Below are 17,467 nucleotides of genomic sequence, written 5' to 3' on the forward strand. Positions count from 1 at the left end.
TCCCCAAACAGCTCGGGAACCTTGTTTTTAGCTTTAGCCAAAACCCGCACATGACGACCAGACAACACCCCAGCACCAAAACCGTTTTCGGTTTCAGGCATCTCGCGTAAATCACGACCGGTTCTAAAGATCTGGTTGGTTTCTTTACGATCACGACCACTTTGACGTTCTAACCAAGCCCCAGCTGAGCGTGACCCATCGGTTGACCAAAACATAGAAGCATCCACCAACCCAGCCAGCTGAGAAACAACAGCCTCGATCTGGGTTTGGAAACCCAACAAACCAACCAAAACCTCAGCCTGGGCCGGCGCTGACCACAAACCAACATCAACCCGCTCAACAAGCCCAACCACCTCAGACACCAAACCCAAAAACCGTTGATTCACCTCATCCGACAACATCGCCTCAAGGTCGACATCCAAGGAGCGAGAACTTGGGGAGACAGGATTTGGAATGGCACTAAATACCGGTGTGGAGAGACCTGGCGTCGAACTGTTCGCGACCGGCGTTGGGGGGTTTGGCGGGGATAAAAACGCGGACGGCGGATGCTGGGGTTTGGGTGGGGTTTCACCTCCTGGTGGAGGCGGCGGTGTGGGGTTCATTGCTTCATTGTATCGTACGGTTGTTCTTGTATCAACACGTTTTCACGTGTTTTAGCTTTTTTAGGCTGTTGTCAGGTGTTTTAGATGTTTTCAAAAGATCCAGTGTCTATTAGATGTTGTGTATACGGTCCCACGGAGTGATTCGATGCAGAGCGCCCAGGGACCCTGGTAAATGGACGATAGACAAACAAGGCCTTAATCAAACGGGACAACCGCAGGCGGATATTCCCAAACGCCACAATGCCGACAACCAGTGACACTTAGCGCCGCGCAACACCCCAACCAAGTCTGAATGTCACAGTCAGCAAGTATGGTTACACCACTTCCCTCGCAATCTGATTAGCACCGTGGAGCGCTGCCCGGGACTGCCACTGGGCACTACATCTAGCGGCTATCACTGGCCGACGAACGAATGGCGCGTCACAGATGTGGCACGAAGTTTCGTTAAATGTCAGCCATTCCCAAGCGAGCGAACGCGACACGATTGGACCTAAAGAGTAAGGTTTAGCGCCAGGAGGAAGGCCACTTTGGGCGAGCATAACTTGTTTACGCGAGTATCTAATAACGAAAAACCCGATAGAGAAACGCCCGCCAAACAACGCGGAACGAGCACCTCAAACTTTGGAGCAGGGAAACGAGAAAGCCATGACTCCAGTGCCTTCTATCGGCGTTTTCGTGCCCCGGTCATCTCAAACGACGATCACGTAGCGCCAGCGTTACCAGTAGCGAACCCGTTCGTGCTGGGCGACGCCCGCCACATGGACGCAATAGCTGATAATTCAGTGGCGCTGGTGGTTACCTCTCCGCCATATTTCGTCGGCAAGCAGTACGAAGAAGAACTGGCGCGAGACGGCATTCCCTCCACCTATCTCGAATATCTTGAAATGTTGCGAGACGTATTTGCCGAGTGCGTGCGAAAGCTGGAACCGGGCGGGCGCCTGGCCATTAACGTGGCCAACCTTGGCCGCAAGCCGTACCGCAGCCTGTCATCCGACATCATTCGGATGTTTGAAGATGACTTAGGCCTACTGCTTCGAGCAGAACTGATTTGGCAAAAGGCCGAGGGTGCCAGCGGTTCATGCGCCTGGGGCTCGTTTCGAAGCGCCGCCAATCCAGTCATCCGTGACGTGACCGAGCGCATCATTGTGGCAAGCAAAGGCCGCTTTGACCGGGCTCAGCCGCCCAAAGTCAGGGCCGCCAAAGGACTACCACACAAGAACACCTTGCCCGCCGACGACTTCATGTCACTCACCCTCGATCTGTGGCAGGTTCCACCCGAGAGCGCCACCCGGGTAGGCCACCCTGCCCCGTTTCCTATTGAACTCCCAGAAGCACTAATTCGCCTCTACACCTACGAAGACGATTTGGTGCTTGACCCGTTTATGGGCAGTGGATCAACGCTGGTGGCAGCAGCGCGGCTAGACCGGCGCTATATCGGCTACGACCTTGACCCCAGCTACGTTGAACTAGCGCAAAGACGAGTGGCCGACGCTACTGTCTCAGCTGCACAACAGCAGGAACAATCGGCGCATCACGCTTTGTCAGCGATCAGCAACAATCCTACGGGCGCGTCGGCAATGAACCTGGCCAAGTCGACCCTCGAAGAGGCTGGCTTTTCAATCACTCACACCAACCGACGGATTCCCAAGACCGGCGTTAGCGTAAGCTTTGTTGCTACCGATAAAAACCATCAGACCTGGTATTTTGAGGTAGCCGGAACTGCAGCTTCGACTCGGGGAGGCATGTTGCCAAACGATGTAGTTTGGCGGAGTTTAGGCCGAGCTCATGCTTTACGAGGTGCTGAACCTCTCACGCCACTGGTTATTCTCACCACCCAGTTGCCAAAAGCACGTAGTGAAGGTTCCCAAGCACTATTAGCTGCTGGTCCGAAAGCATTTTTCGATCTCATCACACTGGGTGATCAACCAAGCTCAGAGCGTTTGGCTATGTACGCCAGCGGTCACCACTATCAACAGCCACTCATTGGGTTCTGGAGCGACGCAGAATTATCGGCCGCGATTGTACAAGGCTGAACTTCTTGGGCCGTACCTAGAAGCGACGGCGCACACGGCAACCACCTTATACGGGCTAGTCAAACGCCATGTTTGAAGCTTGTACCGGACGCAATCGCAATGAGATTCCGCTTGCAACTTGGGTGGCAACTGTGGCCACTAACGGCACAACGATCACCAGTAGCACCACTTGAAACCACGGAAATACCACCTTGAAACTCATTCCATTACTCATGGCCGCCTTAGCGACCACGAAAGTAGGTATGAAGCCGAGCGGCACCCCAATTAGCGTGCCCGAAGCAGACAACACGGCAGCTTTGGCACCGGCTAAGCGGCCCATCGTTCGAGGCCGCGCCCCAATAGCCACCAAAACGTCACGCTCGTCTTTGGTTTCGGCCGCCGATAAGGCCAAACCCAAGGCCACCACTCCCAGTGAGAACAGAGTCGCCACTGCCACGATGGCCGAGGTGATCAGTCCTTCTGGCGGTTCCCAACGAGGCACCTGATACGAGATCCAGCTTGATAATCCACTGAAATCTCCCCATAAGCCTTCTTGAAGATCTATAAGGGCATCGGCTTGATCATCGTCAATTGGCTCCGGTGCCACAAAGACTGTCTGGAACGGCCGAAACTCGAGATTGAGCCGCCTGGCCATTGAGGGGCTGGCATATTCACCGGTGCTATCAGGCAACGGATGGGACAAAATCGTGACTTCAAATTCGTCTCGTTTATTCCCAGCTTCGTCGTATACAGATACGGAAACATCTTGGGCTTCCTTACTGTCGCCAGCACTAAGGCCCACTCCGAACATGTCGGGTGAGATTATGTAACCAGTGCGAGCTAGGCCTTCTTGAGCTTCTTTTGAAAGACCCAGCTCTTTGGCAGTTTCGGCATCTAACACTGGCACCGCCTGCCAATTCCATTCTTGTGTGAAATCGCCATCGGCTTTGAACAGCCACAGGCGCTGATCAGCCTCATGGTCGCCATTGCCAACACCTGGAATCCAGGCCTGTTCTAGCCGTAGCACGGTTGCATCGGGTACCACGGTGGTGATCTCTTCAAGCACTTCATCGGGCACTTCGACTGGTATTGATGGGGCCCACGCCTCAGCATCGGTGTCGTCAAAGGGCAGCTCTTGCGAACTAGAAACCACAACCTGGTTGGCTGGCAATGACGAGTCATAGCGCTGCCCATCACGGGCGTCGATGGTTAGCCAGGTTGTCGAGGCCGCCACCGCACCCGCCGCTACCACTGCAACCGCTGCCACGACAGCACCAGTACGTGTTCGTTGACGAGCAATGCTACGAGCCGCTAACCGGGCGGTACCCCGTAGATGCGATGCCAATGGTTCCAACTTGCCAACGATGGCGGGCGACACCGCACATGTCCCCAAGATCACACCCAAAGCACCAACTACGCCAGTGACAACAAACAGCCAAAGGCCCGAATCATTGCCGCCATTTAAGCCCTGCGCCCCAACCGTTGCCACGGCTAAAAGCACCAAACCCGCGGCTACCGCAATACCACCCCGTGCCACCAACTTCGCCGGGTAAGGACCTACCGGACGACGACCGGACAACGCTTGTAGAACCGAGGTACGCAAGGCCACACGAGCTGGAATCAAAGCAGCACCGGTGGCGGCCAATGTGGCCAAAACAACTATCGGTAGCAGATCGAACAGGTGAACATCGTAACCGTTAAGGCGATAGTTGACGGCCCGTTCCACCAAGGGTTGGAAAAGATGCAGGCCACCTAAGGCCAGCGCCACTCCAATCACGCCCCCAACAAGACCAATCACCGTGCCCTGTAAGAACAGCGCAGCTCGCAAAGTCCCGACGCTCGCCCCATTCCCCATCAGCTGCCCAATCAGCAACAACTGTCGCCGTGCTGTTACCGCAAAGGCTGCGGCGATCACCACCCCCACGATGGTGAAAGCAAGAGCACCGCCCATCCATGACCACACAATGGTCTCTTGGGCCACCGAAACTTCTTCAAAATGGTAATAAGGTCGTTCAAACGGCCCGCTACTCACCAAATTAAACAGGTCAGGATCCGCAATTTTTGGGGTATCGTCATCGAATCTGGGTCCGTTCCAGCGGATAAGGGTGATGAGATTGGGCTCGATATTCTCCCCGAGCATTTCGGCCATAACCTCAGCGCCACGGGCCGAGTCAACCAGAATGGCACGCCGAGACAGATCACCATTCCAATTAATGGTGCCAACTACTTCTGCGGAAAAAGGCTGGGGTCGTGTCAACTCAAGCCGATCACCCACACCAAGATGCAAAGCCTTGGCCAATGATGCCGACAATACAACTTCATCGGTGCCACTTGGCAAACGGCCACTTAGATCCCCTGTCACCCCCGACACCATCGGGTCATCCACTGGCAAATCAGTGACCACGGCCCAGGACCGCTGCCCTTGTCCGTCTCGAATCCGAAACCACCAATTTCGAAACTCTAAGCCAGTGGAGTTCTCCTCCAAGAGCGTATAAAGCTGCGAATCAGCAGTGGAGACCGAACCGTCGGAGTTGAAATCGGAATCGGACACATCACGCCAACGTTCGTAGTCGCTCATGGAACCTCGCACCACGAAATCGGCGCCACCCCAATTGCTTGCAAAGCGCTCCGCCGATGTGCGATCGGTGGTGCGAACCATCACACCAAAGCTGGTTAGCACCAGCACTGGCGCAATAACCAGCATCATGACGATCAAAGTTCGCCAAGGTCGACGAATAACTTCTCGCCGGGCCAGTCGGGTCGCAACTCCCCATGAGGTCATGGCAATACCGTTCCTTCTGCTATAGCCGACGAGCTCATGATCGATTCGTCAACCACTTGTCCATCACGTAGGTAAATAACGCGATCGGCCCAAGCGGTAAAGCGGGGTTCGTGGGTGACCAACAAGATGGCAGTACCGCGATCTTTTGCCAGACTGGCCAGCAAGTTGATCACCGCATCTGCAGCCAACGTGTCAAGGGAACCGGTCGGCTCGTCTGCCAAGAGCACTTTGCGAGTACCCGTAATAGCTCGAGCGATAGCAATACGTTGTTGCTGACCGCCTGAAAAGTCATCGGGATACCTGCTTAGGCCATCGCCCAATCGCACCCGCTCCAGGGCTTCAGCCGCTTGGTGGCGGGCTTGGCGACTACCCAAACCATCGAGCTCGAGGGGTAGCATCACGTTCTCCATTGCGGTCAAACTTGGAATGAGATTTAGCCGCTGAAACACGTAACCCACGTCGTTTCTACGTAGACTCGCCAGCTCTTGGGCCGAGATGTCACCCAGATTGCGCCCGGCGGTGACAACTTGGCCTGAAGTGGGTCGCTCAAGTCCGCCCGCCACATGCAACAAGGTAGATTTTCCACAGCCCGACGGTCCCATTACGGCCACCAGCTCACCGGGAAATACGTTGAAGGTAACGTTGTTAAGAGCCCGAATCTCGGTGCTCCCGCTGCCAAAAACTTTGGTGACGGCCTCAAATGAGACCACAGCATTTGAATTCATCGGCGGTTCCTCCGCATCAATCCGAGACGATTAGGTCGGGGTGGGTTCGTATCGGCTCTATGGCCTGGGTCTGCCCCGGCTTCGGGGCCACCGGTCGTTGTTAAATCTTTCAGGTCAGCAACAATCCGGGCCTCACATCGGTCGAGCCAGCGCAAATCAGCCTCGGTTCGCATCAACACGGCGTCGTCTAATAACGCAGCCGCAAACGTGGTCGGACTTTGGCCCAACTCACCAGAGTGGTTAGCCCCAGTTGTAATGGCGGCCTGTCGACGAGCGTGAAGAATTTGTGCCAAGGCACTTCGTTGTCGAGACAGCACCGCCAGCGCATGTTCTTTGCCGTGGGGAAGCGCCAGCAACAACTTGATCAACAACTCATCACGCGGCGGGGGCCCATCATTGGGTACCGCCTCCCACCAATCTTCCAACTCATCATGGCCAGCATCGGTAAGGCGATAGAGCTTCTGGTCATCGGTTTCTTCCATCACCACTAAACCGTCTCGCTCAAGTCGATCGAGGGTGGTGTAAACCTGGCCGACGTTAAGCGGCCAAGTCCCGCCGGTAGCGGTTTCAAAATGTGTTTTCAGGGCGAACCCATAACTCGGGCCTTCCGCCAAGAGGGAAAGAATCCCTTCACGCACGCTCACATACTCAGTATGCATACTCAGTATGGTGGCTGTCAAGAGCTCGTATGTGGCAACCCTGGCGAAGGTGGGGTAACGTGCCAGTGCCTGGCAACCTTGCCAGGTGATTTGAGATAAGCGAAGTCCGGTGAGAATCCGGCGCTGTCCCGCAACTGTGATTCCTTTTTGGATAAGCCAGGTCGCCTGATCTCATTTCTACGAATGCACCCTCGGAGGAAGGGCAAGTTCGTCCGGTGCTTAGGCGTCGGCCGGCTCAACCTCCGCTAGATGGAGGTTGAAATGAAAAAACTCCCGCTGTTAGCAACAGTTCTAACAGCACTGGCGGCCCTGCTACTCGCAGCTTGTGGCACGAACGACAATGGCAATAGCAGCGCCAATAACGCCAGCACTAGCGCCAGCGCCGACGAGCAAACCACCAACAGCACCGCCAAAAACAGCGCTAACAACGAAAACGGCGACGGAGAATTCCCAATCACGGTGGTCGGCAGCAACGGCCAAGTGACCATCGAGGCCCGACCTGAAGCCATCATCTCGCTATCGCCCACCGGTACCGAGATGCTCTTCGCCATTAGTGCGGGCGACCAGGTAATCGCGGTAGATACCTACTCGTACTACCCCGCCGAAGCTCCGGTCAGTGATCTCTCGGGTTTCCAACCCAACGTCGAAGCCATTGCCGCCTATGAACCTGACTTGGTGGTGATGTCAAAAGACCCCGGCGACGTGGAAGACGCCCTAGGCCAAATTGGTATTCCGGTCTTGGTGCTTTCCTCAGCGGTAGAGCTAAATGACACCTATACCCAAATCGAAACCTTGGGTGCCGCCACTGGCAACATCGCAGACGCCGCCGCACTGGTGGCCAAGATGCAAAGCGAAATCAACGAAATTGTGGCGTCGCTGCCAGCCAATCCACCAACACAAACCTATTACCACGAACTCACCGACGGCCTTTATTCGGTTAGCTCGAACACCTTTATTGGCCAGGTTTACTCGCTGCTTGGCCTGAAAAGCATTGGCGATGAAGCCGAAGGCGTGGCCGCGTCGGGTGGATATCCGCAGCTTTCCGCTGAATTCATAGTGAACGCCGACCCCGATTTCATCTTCCTGGCCGACGCCTTGTGCTGCGATCAAAACCTCAACACCGTTGCGGCCCGACCAGGTTGGGACAACCTTGCTGCGGTCACCAACAGCCGTGTTATTGAACTAGATGATGACATCGCTTCGCGTTGGGGTCCTCGCATTGTTGACCATCTCCGCCTCGTGGCCGACGCCGTCACCACAGCGCTGGCTGAATCGTAGATCTATCACCACCTAGGAGACGCCGCCATGATTTTATTTGGTTCCAACGTAGACACTGAGCTGCTGGCCTTGCGGTCAATCATCGACGATCTGCCAGAAGAACTTGGCCCAGTTGATTGGTTCAATCCCGACCGCATTGAAGGGTTACCACCACTAGATCAAGTTTCAATGGTCGTGCTTAGGCTCTTAGGTGGTGAAGAGGCCTGGTCTCCTAACTTTCGACAATTACAGCAGGTATGCCAAGAGCTAAACATTGCGTTGGTTGCAGCTGGTGGGGAAAACCACCCTGACGCCGAGCTGTTGGAAGCCTCCAGCGTGCCGAGTGGCGTGGCCGAAGAAGCACATCGCTACCTAAGCGCTGGTGGGCCCGAGAATGTTGGCAATCTTCTCCGTTTTCTTTCCGACACCGTCAACATGACTGGAGTCGGCTTTGACCGGCCAATCGAAATTCCCGAATACGGGGTTTGGAATGGGGCGGGATTAGGCAAAACCGGTCTTCCTCGAAACCCTTCACGGCCTTTGGTGGCAGTGGTTTTCTACCGTGCCCACTTGGTGGCTGGCAATACCTCGTATGTGAGTGATCTTTGCCGGGCCATAGAAGATGCCGGAGGCGAGGCCATCGCGATTTGGACCTATTCACTTCGGCGAGACAACGCCGATGGCACCGTTGCAGCCTTAAGTTTGTGTGTTGAATACGGGGCCGATGTGATCATCACCTCAACTTTGGCGGCTGGTTCGGCGGCCGATGACGGCGACGACTGGTATGTACCTGGTTTGGCCGAAGTCTCGGTGCCAGTGATTCAAGCCCCAGCCACCAGCAGGTCCCGTCAAGAATGGTTAGAAGACGACGCTGGCCTCCCGCCCCACGATGTTGCCACCGGGGTTGCCATCCCTGAATTCGATGGTCGAATCATCGGGCCTACCTACGCCTTCAAAGAAGTTGTGGATGAAGGAAGCCACCCCGGTGCCGAAATTATTGCCACCCGGGCTGACCCCGAACGCAGCGCACACCTGGCCCGACTCGCCATTGCCCATGCCGAACTCGGCCGGGTTGAAACGTCGCAACGCCGTATCGCCATAGTGCTCTCGGCGTATCCCACTAATCGTTCTCGTTTAGGCAACGCCGTAGGGCTAGACACTCCCTCATCTACCATTAGCTTGCTAAACGCCCTGGCTAGTGAGGGATACCAACTCAACATCATTCCAACCAATGGTGATGCGTTGATGGATGAACTTGCCACCAACTTTACCTACGATCAGCCCCAACTAAGCGCTGCCCAGCTACAAGCCGCCGCCGGTTCGTTTAGCGCTACGGACTACCAAAATTGGTTCCGCACCCTGCCCGATGACGCCCAGTCGCTGGTAGAAAACGTGTGGGGTGACGCTCCAGGTGAGGTGTATTTTCACGAAAATGCTCTACATTTTCCCGGCCTCGACCTTGGAAACGTGCTGGTTAGCATTCAGCCGCCCCGAGGTTTTGGCACCGACCCGATAGGCACTTATCACGCTCCCGACCTACCCCCACCGCACCACTATCTAGCGTTTTATCGCTGGCTCGCCACCCCGCAGGACGAAGGTGGTTGGGGTGCTCACGCCATTGTGCATCTTGGTAAACACGGCAGCCTGGAATGGCTACCCGGCAAGGCGCTAGCCCCAGCAGCTGGGTGTTTCCCATCAGCGGCCTTGGGTGAAGTGCCGTTCTTTTATCCGTTTGTGGTTAACGACCCTGGCGAAGGTGCCCAAGCTAAGCGCCGCACCCATGCTGTCATCATTGACCACCTGCCACCGCCGCTGACCAGGGCCGACACCTACGACGATTTGGCTCGGTTGGAACAGCTGCTCGATCTTTACGCCCAAAGCCAAGGCATGGACCCGGCGAAACTGCCTGCACTGCGGGCCCAGGTGTGGGATTTAATGGTGCAAGCCGAAATTCATAGAGATTTGGATTTGGGTGACCATCGGCCCGACGACACCGACTTCGATGACCTGTTAGTTCACGTAGACGGCTACTTGTGCGCACTCAAAGACGCCCAGATTCGCGGTGGTTTGCACACCTTGGGTCGCGGTCCTAGCGGTGATGAACTTGTTGAAACCATTTTGGGGGTGACCCGTCTGCCCCAAGGTAACGTACCGTCGCTGCGTGAGAGTGTGGCTGCCAAACTCGGTATCGATCTCACCCAAGAAATTCGCAGTGAGATAGACCTGGTTGAGGCCGAGTGTCGCCAGCAGGTTGAGGCCTTGGCCTCCAATGGTTGGGCCTGCGAGGAAACTGACAATGAAACGTTGCAATGGGTTAGCAAAACTCTGGTTCCAAACTTGGCCCGAACCAGCGACGAGGTTACCAACCTCATCGCCGCCTTGGCAGGCCGTCCAGTACCCAGCGGGCCAAGCGGCGCACCTAGTCGAGGGGCGGCCCATGTGCTTCCCACCGGACGGAATTTCTATTCGCTCGACCCTAAAGCGGTGCCGTCACCCCTTTCGTGGGAGGTCGGTAACGCCCTCGCCAACAAGCTGCTAGAGCGTCAGCTCAAAGAAAGTAACGAGTACCCCCGCACAGTTGGATTGGTGCTTTGGGGAACCGCCGCCATGCGCACCGCGGGTGACGACGCCGCTATGGCCTTGGCCCTGCTGGGCGTAAAACCCGAATGGAACCCAGAGAACCAACGCATAACCGGCCTTCGTGCCATACCGATAGAAGAACTGGGCCGCCCCCGGGTAGATGTCACGCTGCGGATAAGCGGTTTCTTCCGCGATGCCTTCCCCCATATGATTGCTTTGTTGGATGACGCGGTGGCGCTGGTGGCTTCCCTCGATGAAAGCGACCGCGACAACCCTATTCGGGCCGCTGGAGTTGAGGATGCTCGCCTCTGGGGTCCACCACCTGGTGGTTACGGCTCGGGTTTGCTTGAAATGTTGGCGGATCGGTCGTGGCGTAGTGAAACCGACCTGGCCGAGGTGTATTTGGCCTGGTCGGGCTTTGCCTACGGTCGTAACCGCTTTGGTGAAGCACAACCCGAGGGTATGCGTCGACGCTTCGGTGCCATCGAAATAGCCGTCAAGAATCAAGACAATCGTGAACACGATATTTTCGATTCGGGAGACTACGCCGAAGAACATGGCGGCATGGTGGCAGCGGTAAAGGCGTTACGCGGTGAAGCCCCCAAAGCCTGGTTTGGTGACTCATCGAACCCGGCCAATCCCCAAGTGCGGTCATTGAAGGAAGAAGCCGCCCGGGTAGTACGGAGCCGGGTCCTTAACCCGAAGTGGATTGAGGCCATGCAACGACACGGATACAAAGGCGCTTTTGAGTTGGCCGCCACGGTTGATTATTTGTTCAACTACGACGCCACCACCCAGGTCGTAGATGACTGGATGTATGAACAGGTGACCCAGGCCTATGTGGCTGATCCGGCCATGCGAAAGTTTTTCGAGGCTTCGAACCCCTGGGCGTTGACGTCGATTGCCGAAAAGCTGTTAGAAGCCGACGAGCGTGACTTATGGGACGCCTCTAAGGAAGCCCGCCAAAATTTAGTCGATGCCATTCTCGAAGCCGAAGGTTGGGAAGAGTCCCGATGAGCGCCAAATCCTTTGGTTTCCACCGAGTAGTCGGGCAAGAGGACGCCAAACTGGCACTCACCCTGGCCGCGGCCGACCCCAAAATTGGTGGCGTTTTGCTGCGGGGTCACAAAGGTTCGGCCAAGACCACCTTGGCGCGGGGCCTGGCCGAGCTGTTACCAAACGCGCCGTTCGTGGAATTGCCCTTGGGCGCCACCGAGGACCGATTGGTGGGCACCATCGACACCACCGCCGCCCTAAGCGGTGAGGGCATAAAGTTTCAGCCCGGTTTATTGGCCGAGGCCCATGGTGGGGTGCTGTATGTGGACGAAATAAACCTGTTAGCCGACCATTTGGTTGACACCTTGTTAGACGTGGCGGCTTCGGGTGAAAACATTGTGGAGCGCGACGGTTTATCGCATCGTCACCCGGCTCGATTTGTGTTGATCGGGTCGATGAACCCTGAAGAAGGCGAGCTGCGGCCCCAACTGCTTGACCGCTTTGGTTTCTGCGTAGAAATTACTGCGCCCACCGAGCTTGCAACACGTGTACAGGCTGTTGCTACCAGGCTTCACTTCGATGGTTTGAGCCTGGGCAACCCGCCCATGCCAAACGAGCACGAAGCCCGACTCCTACCCAAGCCGGGCCAAAACACCGCTCGGGCCGCCATTTCCCAGGAAATACTAGAAGCGGCGTCACGCTTAGCACTTGAAGTTGGGGCAGAAGGTTTACGGGCCGACATTGCATTGTGTAGGGCTGCAGCCACGCTGGCTGAGCTGCAACAACAACTAGAGGTAACCGAAGAAGAACTCCGCCGAGTGGCCCCACTGGTGTTGGCGCATCGCAGCCGCCGAGGGCCGTTCGATCCACCTACCCTTGATGAAGAACGGTTAAACCAAGCACTAGAGACAGCCTTCGATCAACCAAGCGAAGAGCGCAATGAGGAAACTTCTAGTGAACCCCACAACACCAGCGACGAATCAACCGACGGCAACAATGAGGCACCAGTAGACAACCGTTCATCGTCGCAACCCCAGAAACCCATGGCGCTAGGCCAGGCCCGCACTATCGTTTCTCCACCACCACGTGAGGTTGCATCGAGCCGAGGTCGTTTTGTACGCGACCTAGAACATCGCCCCGGAGACCCGGTGGCCGTGCTATCAACCGTTCGTTCCTTCGCCCAACGCCGTAGTGCCGACCCCACCGCAGAAATATCGGCCCGTGATCTTCGGAGTGAGCAACGCAGCGAACCAGCCCAACAGACCATTGTGATTTGTGTTGATCTAAGCGGATCTATGGGCGCACAAGAGCGCAGCGAACTTGCCACTGGGGTGGTACTTGGGCTGTTAGGAAGCGCCTATCAACAGCGTTACCGCGTGGCGCTAGTCACCTTTGCTGGCGAGGGGGCCGACTTGGCACTTTCGCCAACCTCCAGCGTGGAAGTAGCACGCAACCGCCTCCACAATCTCTCAACCGGCGGCCCTACCCCGCTCGCCGAAGGTTTATCGCTTGGCCAACAAACCTGCCAAAACGCGGCTCGAAGTGGAAGTGAAGCCCACCTCATGGTCATAACCGATGGGCGAGCAACAGGAGACGCCAACGCCATGGAGGGCGCCTTAGCGGCCGCCCGCAAAATTCGGGATCGAGGAATTCAGTCCACCGTTTTGGACTGTGAAAGCGGGGCCGTGCGTTTGGGGCTCGCCGAGACACTTGCTACCGCCATGGGCGCCTACTACCAGCCAATTGATCAGCTTGAAAGCGCCAAAATAGTCGACCTAATAACCACAACCAACCAAACCCATTAGGAGCCAAAATGCCAGTACGTGAACCTGACGACATTCCAACGGATGACCCTCGACCCGATGACCTACGCCGAGCACCTTCGCTGGTGTTGGTGAATACCGGGAACGGGAAAGGTAAAAGTTCAGCTGCGGTAGGAGTTATCGTGCGATCTATCGCCCGAGGGTGGAAGGTGGGGATGATTCAGTTTCTGAAATCGGGCACCTGGAAAACCGGGGAAGAAAAAATCTGTCAACAAATAGGGGCCGAATGGTGGGCTATGGGCGAAGGGTTCACTTGGGATTCAGAAGATTTGACCCTGGACCAAGCCGTGGCTGCCCAGGCCTGGGAACACGCTAAAGGCCTTATAAATGCGGGCGACCATAACCTTATTGTGATGGATGAGGTCACGTACCCGCTGAACTGGAAATGGATCGACCTAGACGATTTCATCGCAACCATCGTCAATCGGCCAGAACATGTAAATATCATCTGCACCGGTCGCAACGCTCCCGAGGCGTTGGTGGAAATAGCCGACACCGTGACCGAAATGAAAGAAATCAAACACGCTTATGCCCAAGGCATCCGGGCCAAAAAAGGCATTGACTACTAGTCACCGGGCCCTGGCTATTTGGGGCACTAGTTCTGGCGCTGGGAAAAGCCTGATCACTACCGCGCTAGCGCGTTGGTACCAGCGCCAAGGCCTCAAAGTCATGCCGTTCAAAGCCCAGAACATGTCGAACCATGTAGCGATTATCGATGGCGGCGAGATGGGGGTTGCTCAATGGCTCCAAGCTTTAGCTGCCAACCAAACGCCTCGGGTGGAAATGAACCCGGTGCTGAGCAAACCACGTCCCGATGGCACCAGCCAGGTGGTGCTCTTGGGCCAGCTAAGCGAAAAGCTAACCCAACTGCCGTGGCGTGAGCGAGCATCACAAGTGTGGGACACCGTTCGGAAAGCCGCAGACGGCTTGGCCGAAGAAGCTGACCTTTTATTGGTTGAAGGGGCAGGTAGCCCGGCTGAAATTAACCTGGCCGATGTTGATTTGGCCAACCTCGCTATTGCGCGCCATCTGAATGCACCGGCACTGTTAATTAGCGATATTGACCGGGGCGGCGCCTTCGCTCATATCTACGGCACCTGGTCACTTCTGCCACGAGAACACAGAGCCCGGATCAAAGGCTTTGTGATGAACGGTTTTCGAGGCGATGCTTCCCTTTTGGCCCCTGGCCCGCAACGCCTAGGCCAGCTAACCGGGGTAGATAGCGTGGCGGTTATGCCATGGTTGGCGCACGAGCTACCCGAAGAAGACAGCGCCGGGAAACAGCGTAAAACCCCAGGGGAGAATGGCGCTACCGATTTGGAAGCAACCTTTGAGCTGCTGGCCGATGCTGTGGAAGAACATCTGGATTTGGATCTGTTACGCCGCTTTGGTGGGTTGTAACGACGGCCGCTGCCAAAAGCAAAGCACCGACACCTTGGTGCGCAACCCCAAGACCTACCGGAACTGCATTAATGAGAGTGAGAACACCGAGCAGGAACTGAGTAGCAACAACTAGCTCTAACATTAGGGCCAGCTTTGTTTGGCCGCTCCGGTATATCCGGTAAGCAACGGCCAAAGAAACGGCCGCTACCACCACCGCCATCCAGCGGTGCAAAAACTGTACGGCGACCAGGTTATCTACGGCGTTCGACCACCAAGGCGACAAATCGCCTAGGCCTGACGGCACCCAGGCCCCGTTCATTTTGGGCCAGGTGTTAAACATAAAACCAGCGTTTAACCCGGCGGTAAAGGCCCCCAGGGTGAACTGCACAAACAACAACACCATAAAGCTCACCATCAGCCAACTAGGCCGCCACACGCTGCGGTCGTCGCCGCGGTGCAGGCTTTGAAGATCTAAGGCGGTCCACACCAAAGCGGCCAAAAGAACCAAGGCAGTTATAAGGTGCAGCGCCAACCTTTCGTGCGCCACATCGGGCCGATCGACGAGACCACTTGCTACCATCCACCAGCCAATTGCGCCTTGTAACCCTACTAACGCTGCTAGTAGGGTTAGCCGTTTGCCATAGCCTTTGGGCACCGCTCGGCGATACAGAAACCAAAGCAGCGGCACCACTAGGGCCACTCCGATTAAACGACCCAGTACACGGTGAATGTATTCCCACCAAAAAATGCCTTTGAACTGTGACAAAGACATTCCGGTATTAACCAAAAGATATTCTGGGGTCGCCCGATAAGCGTCAAACTCGGCGTTCCAATCTGACGCACTAAGGGGTGGGATAATTCCACTGATGGGTTCCCATCGGACCATAGAGAGACCCGATTGGGTAAGACGGGTCGCCCCACCTACCACCACCATCACAAACACCAACCCGGCCACGGCCCAAATCCAGCGACTCAGCGCCAAGGGTTTTGCTGTTGATGGCGTTAGCGGCTCAGCCACAAGAACAACCGTTGTTTACGGCACGGCACATGGCAAGGTTTCCGGGCAGGTTATAGCGTTCAACTAGTGCGGGAGGGGGGACTCGAACCCCCACGGGCATTTCTGCCCAGCTGGGTTTAAGCCAGCAGCGTCTACCATTCCGCCACTCCCGCAGCACTCATAATGTAGCGCTTAGGTGGCGTAACGGCGAGATAGAGAAAAAACCTTATGCCGCCACGTGGGGCACCTCGGAAACGACAGCCGACCACAGCGAGCTGCGTGCCGCCATCGCCGCTTTGCCGACCAACGCATTGGCCACAACAACCCCTTCAACCAAATCGGCCAACACGGCTTGCCAGGGTCGACCTTGTAAACGAACAGAGACCGTAGAACCACCATCGGGACGACGTTTAATACTGCGATCGGCCTGAGCCAAACGGGGTGGGCTACGAAAGGCGGGCACGGTTAGGCCTAATGATCGAGCCGCTTCGCCGAGGTGCGCCACAGCATCGGCAAAGCGCAGCGCCGTAGCCGTGGTGGCGGTAGCCGTGGTGGCTGTAGCCGTGCTTGCCGTGGCCGTTGTGCTACTGGAATTGGGGCCACCAACACTGTGGTGGAATTGTGCTGGTGAAGGACGGATGCGGTTAATGGGAAGAGCTTGCACGTTTTTCATAACCCCATTATCAAGACCAGCTGTGACATTTTAGGGTTGGCCTAGGTTACCTCGGCTAAGAATTCACGCCCCGCTTGGCATTGCGCGAGCAACGGACACCAACGACAAGCCCGGCTGGGCGCTAAGCGAGGTTCCACAACGCCCGCAAGAAGGCCAAAAACCTCTCGGGTACCATGCAAAGCACGCGCCAAAGCGGCTTCTAATACGGCCACGGTGACTTCCTCAACGGCCAATTCCCCAGAATCTAGGTAGTAAGAGGCCACCAACCGAGGCGGGACCTGAAAACGAAGCGTTTCCACCAAGGCATAAAACCGTAGATCGTCTACGTGGTTTTGGTTGGTGCCACCAGTTTTGAAATCGATAATGGCTTTGCCTGCTTCGAGACCCCGTGACTGACCTAAGGTGAGATCGAACTTGGCTGACCAAACCAAACGGCCATCCAACAGCTCAACCCGCCGCCTACTTTCAAAATTTGGCCGCCATTTTGGTTTGAGGGGCGGGAACCCTTCGAAGAATGCCGACACCGAATCAAGCGCCAAGCCTCGCAGCTCTGCCGATTCCAGCTCGCTCAACGAGGCCAAGAAGTCACCAATGCTTTGTTCGGTGTCAACCAGTGAGGTGAGGGCCTGGTTCACTAGTTCTATTGGCGAGGCTTCCGGCATGAAATTCGATAATTCGAGGGCTTTATGAGCCACCGATCCTCGTGCCATTGGCACCGACCAGGCAAAGCCCAGGTCTTCTTCTCCCAAGAATCTAACCTGGCACCCAAGCACGCTTGAAAGCTGGTGTTTGCTCACAAACATAGGGTCGAATGGGTCGAGATCAGGAATTAGATCACCCAGTGCAGCGTTAGCTTCGGCCCGCAGGTTGTCGGCTAAGTCGGCGTCGAAGCTGGGCCGCCCAGCATCACCGGGTTGCAGCTGGGCCAAGATCTTTTCCTGAGCCGGATTAAGCAGGCGTGAGGCCGACACAACCTAA

13 protein-coding genes, 1 tRNA gene and 1 riboswitch are annotated in these 17,467 nt (G+C 56.2%); of the genes, 6 read left to right on the forward strand and 8 right to left on the reverse strand.

Annotated elements, in window-relative coordinates; genetic code table 11:
- The coding region (locus tag WC184_03490; GenBank protein MFA7476942.1) for a DUF222 domain-containing protein at positions 1-602 on the reverse strand (602 nt) is incomplete at its 3' end.
- Positions 603-1,129: 527 nt separating this feature from the next.
- On the opposite strand from WC184_03490, the gene WC184_03495 reads away from it, so the two are divergent.
- Entirely contained in the window at positions 1,130-2,635 is a 1,506-nt protein-coding gene (locus tag WC184_03495; protein MFA7476943.1) for a site-specific DNA-methyltransferase, read from the forward strand.
- 55 nt (positions 2,636-2,690) lie between these two features.
- Here WC184_03495 and WC184_03500 read toward each other — a convergent pair whose 3' ends face one another.
- Genes WC184_03500 through WC184_03510 form a run of 3 tightly spaced genes read right to left on the reverse strand, consistent with a single transcriptional unit; the run spans position 2,691 to position 6,780 of the window.
- A complete protein-coding gene (locus tag WC184_03500; protein ID MFA7476944.1) occupies positions 2,691-5,396 on the reverse strand; it encodes an FtsX-like permease family protein in 2,706 nt (901 codons plus the stop codon).
- Complete coding sequence (locus WC184_03505) at positions 5,393-6,121, reverse strand: ABC transporter ATP-binding protein (GenBank protein ID MFA7476945.1); 729 nt, start codon at positions 6,119-6,121, stop codon at positions 5,393-5,395. Before WC184_03505 ends, WC184_03500 begins: the two co-directional genes overlap by 4 nt.
- Positions 6,118-6,780, reverse strand: a complete 663-nt coding sequence (locus WC184_03510; protein ID MFA7476946.1) for a PadR family transcriptional regulator — start codon at positions 6,778-6,780, stop codon at positions 6,118-6,120. Before WC184_03510 ends, WC184_03505 begins: the two co-directional genes overlap by 4 nt.
- A 78-nt stretch (positions 6,781-6,858) precedes the next feature.
- Positions 6,859-6,995: riboswitch (adenosylcobalamin (AdoCbl) riboswitch) on the forward strand.
- 46 nt (positions 6,996-7,041) lie between these two features.
- On the opposite strand from WC184_03510, the gene WC184_03515 reads away from it, so the two are divergent.
- The 5 genes from WC184_03515 to WC184_03535 are packed head-to-tail and all read left to right on the forward strand — an operon-like array spanning position 7,042 to position 14,837.
- Complete coding sequence (locus tag WC184_03515) at positions 7,042-8,058, forward strand: ABC transporter substrate-binding protein (protein MFA7476947.1); 1,017 nt, start codon at positions 7,042-7,044, stop codon at positions 8,056-8,058.
- Positions 8,059-8,085: 27 nt separating this feature from the next.
- On the forward strand, positions 8,086-11,634 hold the full coding sequence (cobN, locus tag WC184_03520) for a cobaltochelatase subunit CobN (protein ID MFA7476948.1): 3,549 nt from the start codon (positions 8,086-8,088) through the stop codon (positions 11,632-11,634).
- Entirely contained in the window at positions 11,631-13,418 is a 1,788-nt protein-coding gene (locus WC184_03525) for an ATP-binding protein (GenBank protein MFA7476949.1), read from the forward strand. Before cobN ends, WC184_03525 begins: the two co-directional genes overlap by 4 nt.
- 8 nt (positions 13,419-13,426) lie before the next feature.
- A complete protein-coding gene (cobO, locus tag WC184_03530) occupies positions 13,427-14,005 on the forward strand; it encodes a cob(I)yrinic acid a,c-diamide adenosyltransferase (GenBank protein ID MFA7476950.1) in 579 nt (192 codons plus the stop codon).
- Positions 13,995-14,837 carry a cobyric acid synthase gene (locus tag WC184_03535; protein MFA7476951.1) on the forward strand — a complete coding sequence of 281 codons (843 nt, stop codon included), beginning with the start codon at positions 13,995-13,997 and terminating at the stop codon, positions 14,835-14,837. The genes cobO and WC184_03535 overlap by 11 nt, the downstream gene beginning before the upstream one ends.
- Here WC184_03535 and WC184_03540 read toward each other — a convergent pair.
- The 4 genes from WC184_03540 to WC184_03555 all read right to left on the reverse strand — a co-directional run bounded on the left by WC184_03540 (position 14,746) and on the right by WC184_03555 (position 17,460).
- Positions 14,746-15,837, reverse strand: coding sequence for a COX15/CtaA family protein (locus tag WC184_03540; GenBank protein MFA7476952.1), 1,092 nt, complete (start codon positions 15,835-15,837; stop codon positions 14,746-14,748). The genes WC184_03535 and WC184_03540 overlap by 92 nt on opposite strands.
- A gap of 67 nt (positions 15,838-15,904) precedes the next feature.
- A tRNA-Leu gene (locus WC184_03545) sits at positions 15,905-15,989 on the reverse strand.
- 53 nt (positions 15,990-16,042) lie between these two features.
- Positions 16,043-16,489: a hypothetical protein gene (locus WC184_03550; GenBank protein MFA7476953.1), complete on the reverse strand. Its 447-nt coding sequence runs from the start codon at positions 16,487-16,489 to the stop codon at positions 16,043-16,045.
- A 41-nt stretch (positions 16,490-16,530) separates the two neighbouring features.
- On the reverse strand, positions 16,531-17,460 hold the full coding sequence (locus tag WC184_03555; protein MFA7476954.1) for a PD-(D/E)XK nuclease family protein: 930 nt from the start codon (positions 17,458-17,460) through the stop codon (positions 16,531-16,533).
- Positions 17,461-17,467 lie beyond the last annotated feature (7 nt).

This window comes from Acidimicrobiia bacterium (genome assembly GCA_041676705.1).
In the GTDB taxonomy this organism is placed as follows: Bacteria; Actinomycetota; Acidimicrobiia; order Acidimicrobiales; family SKKL01; genus Actinomarinicola.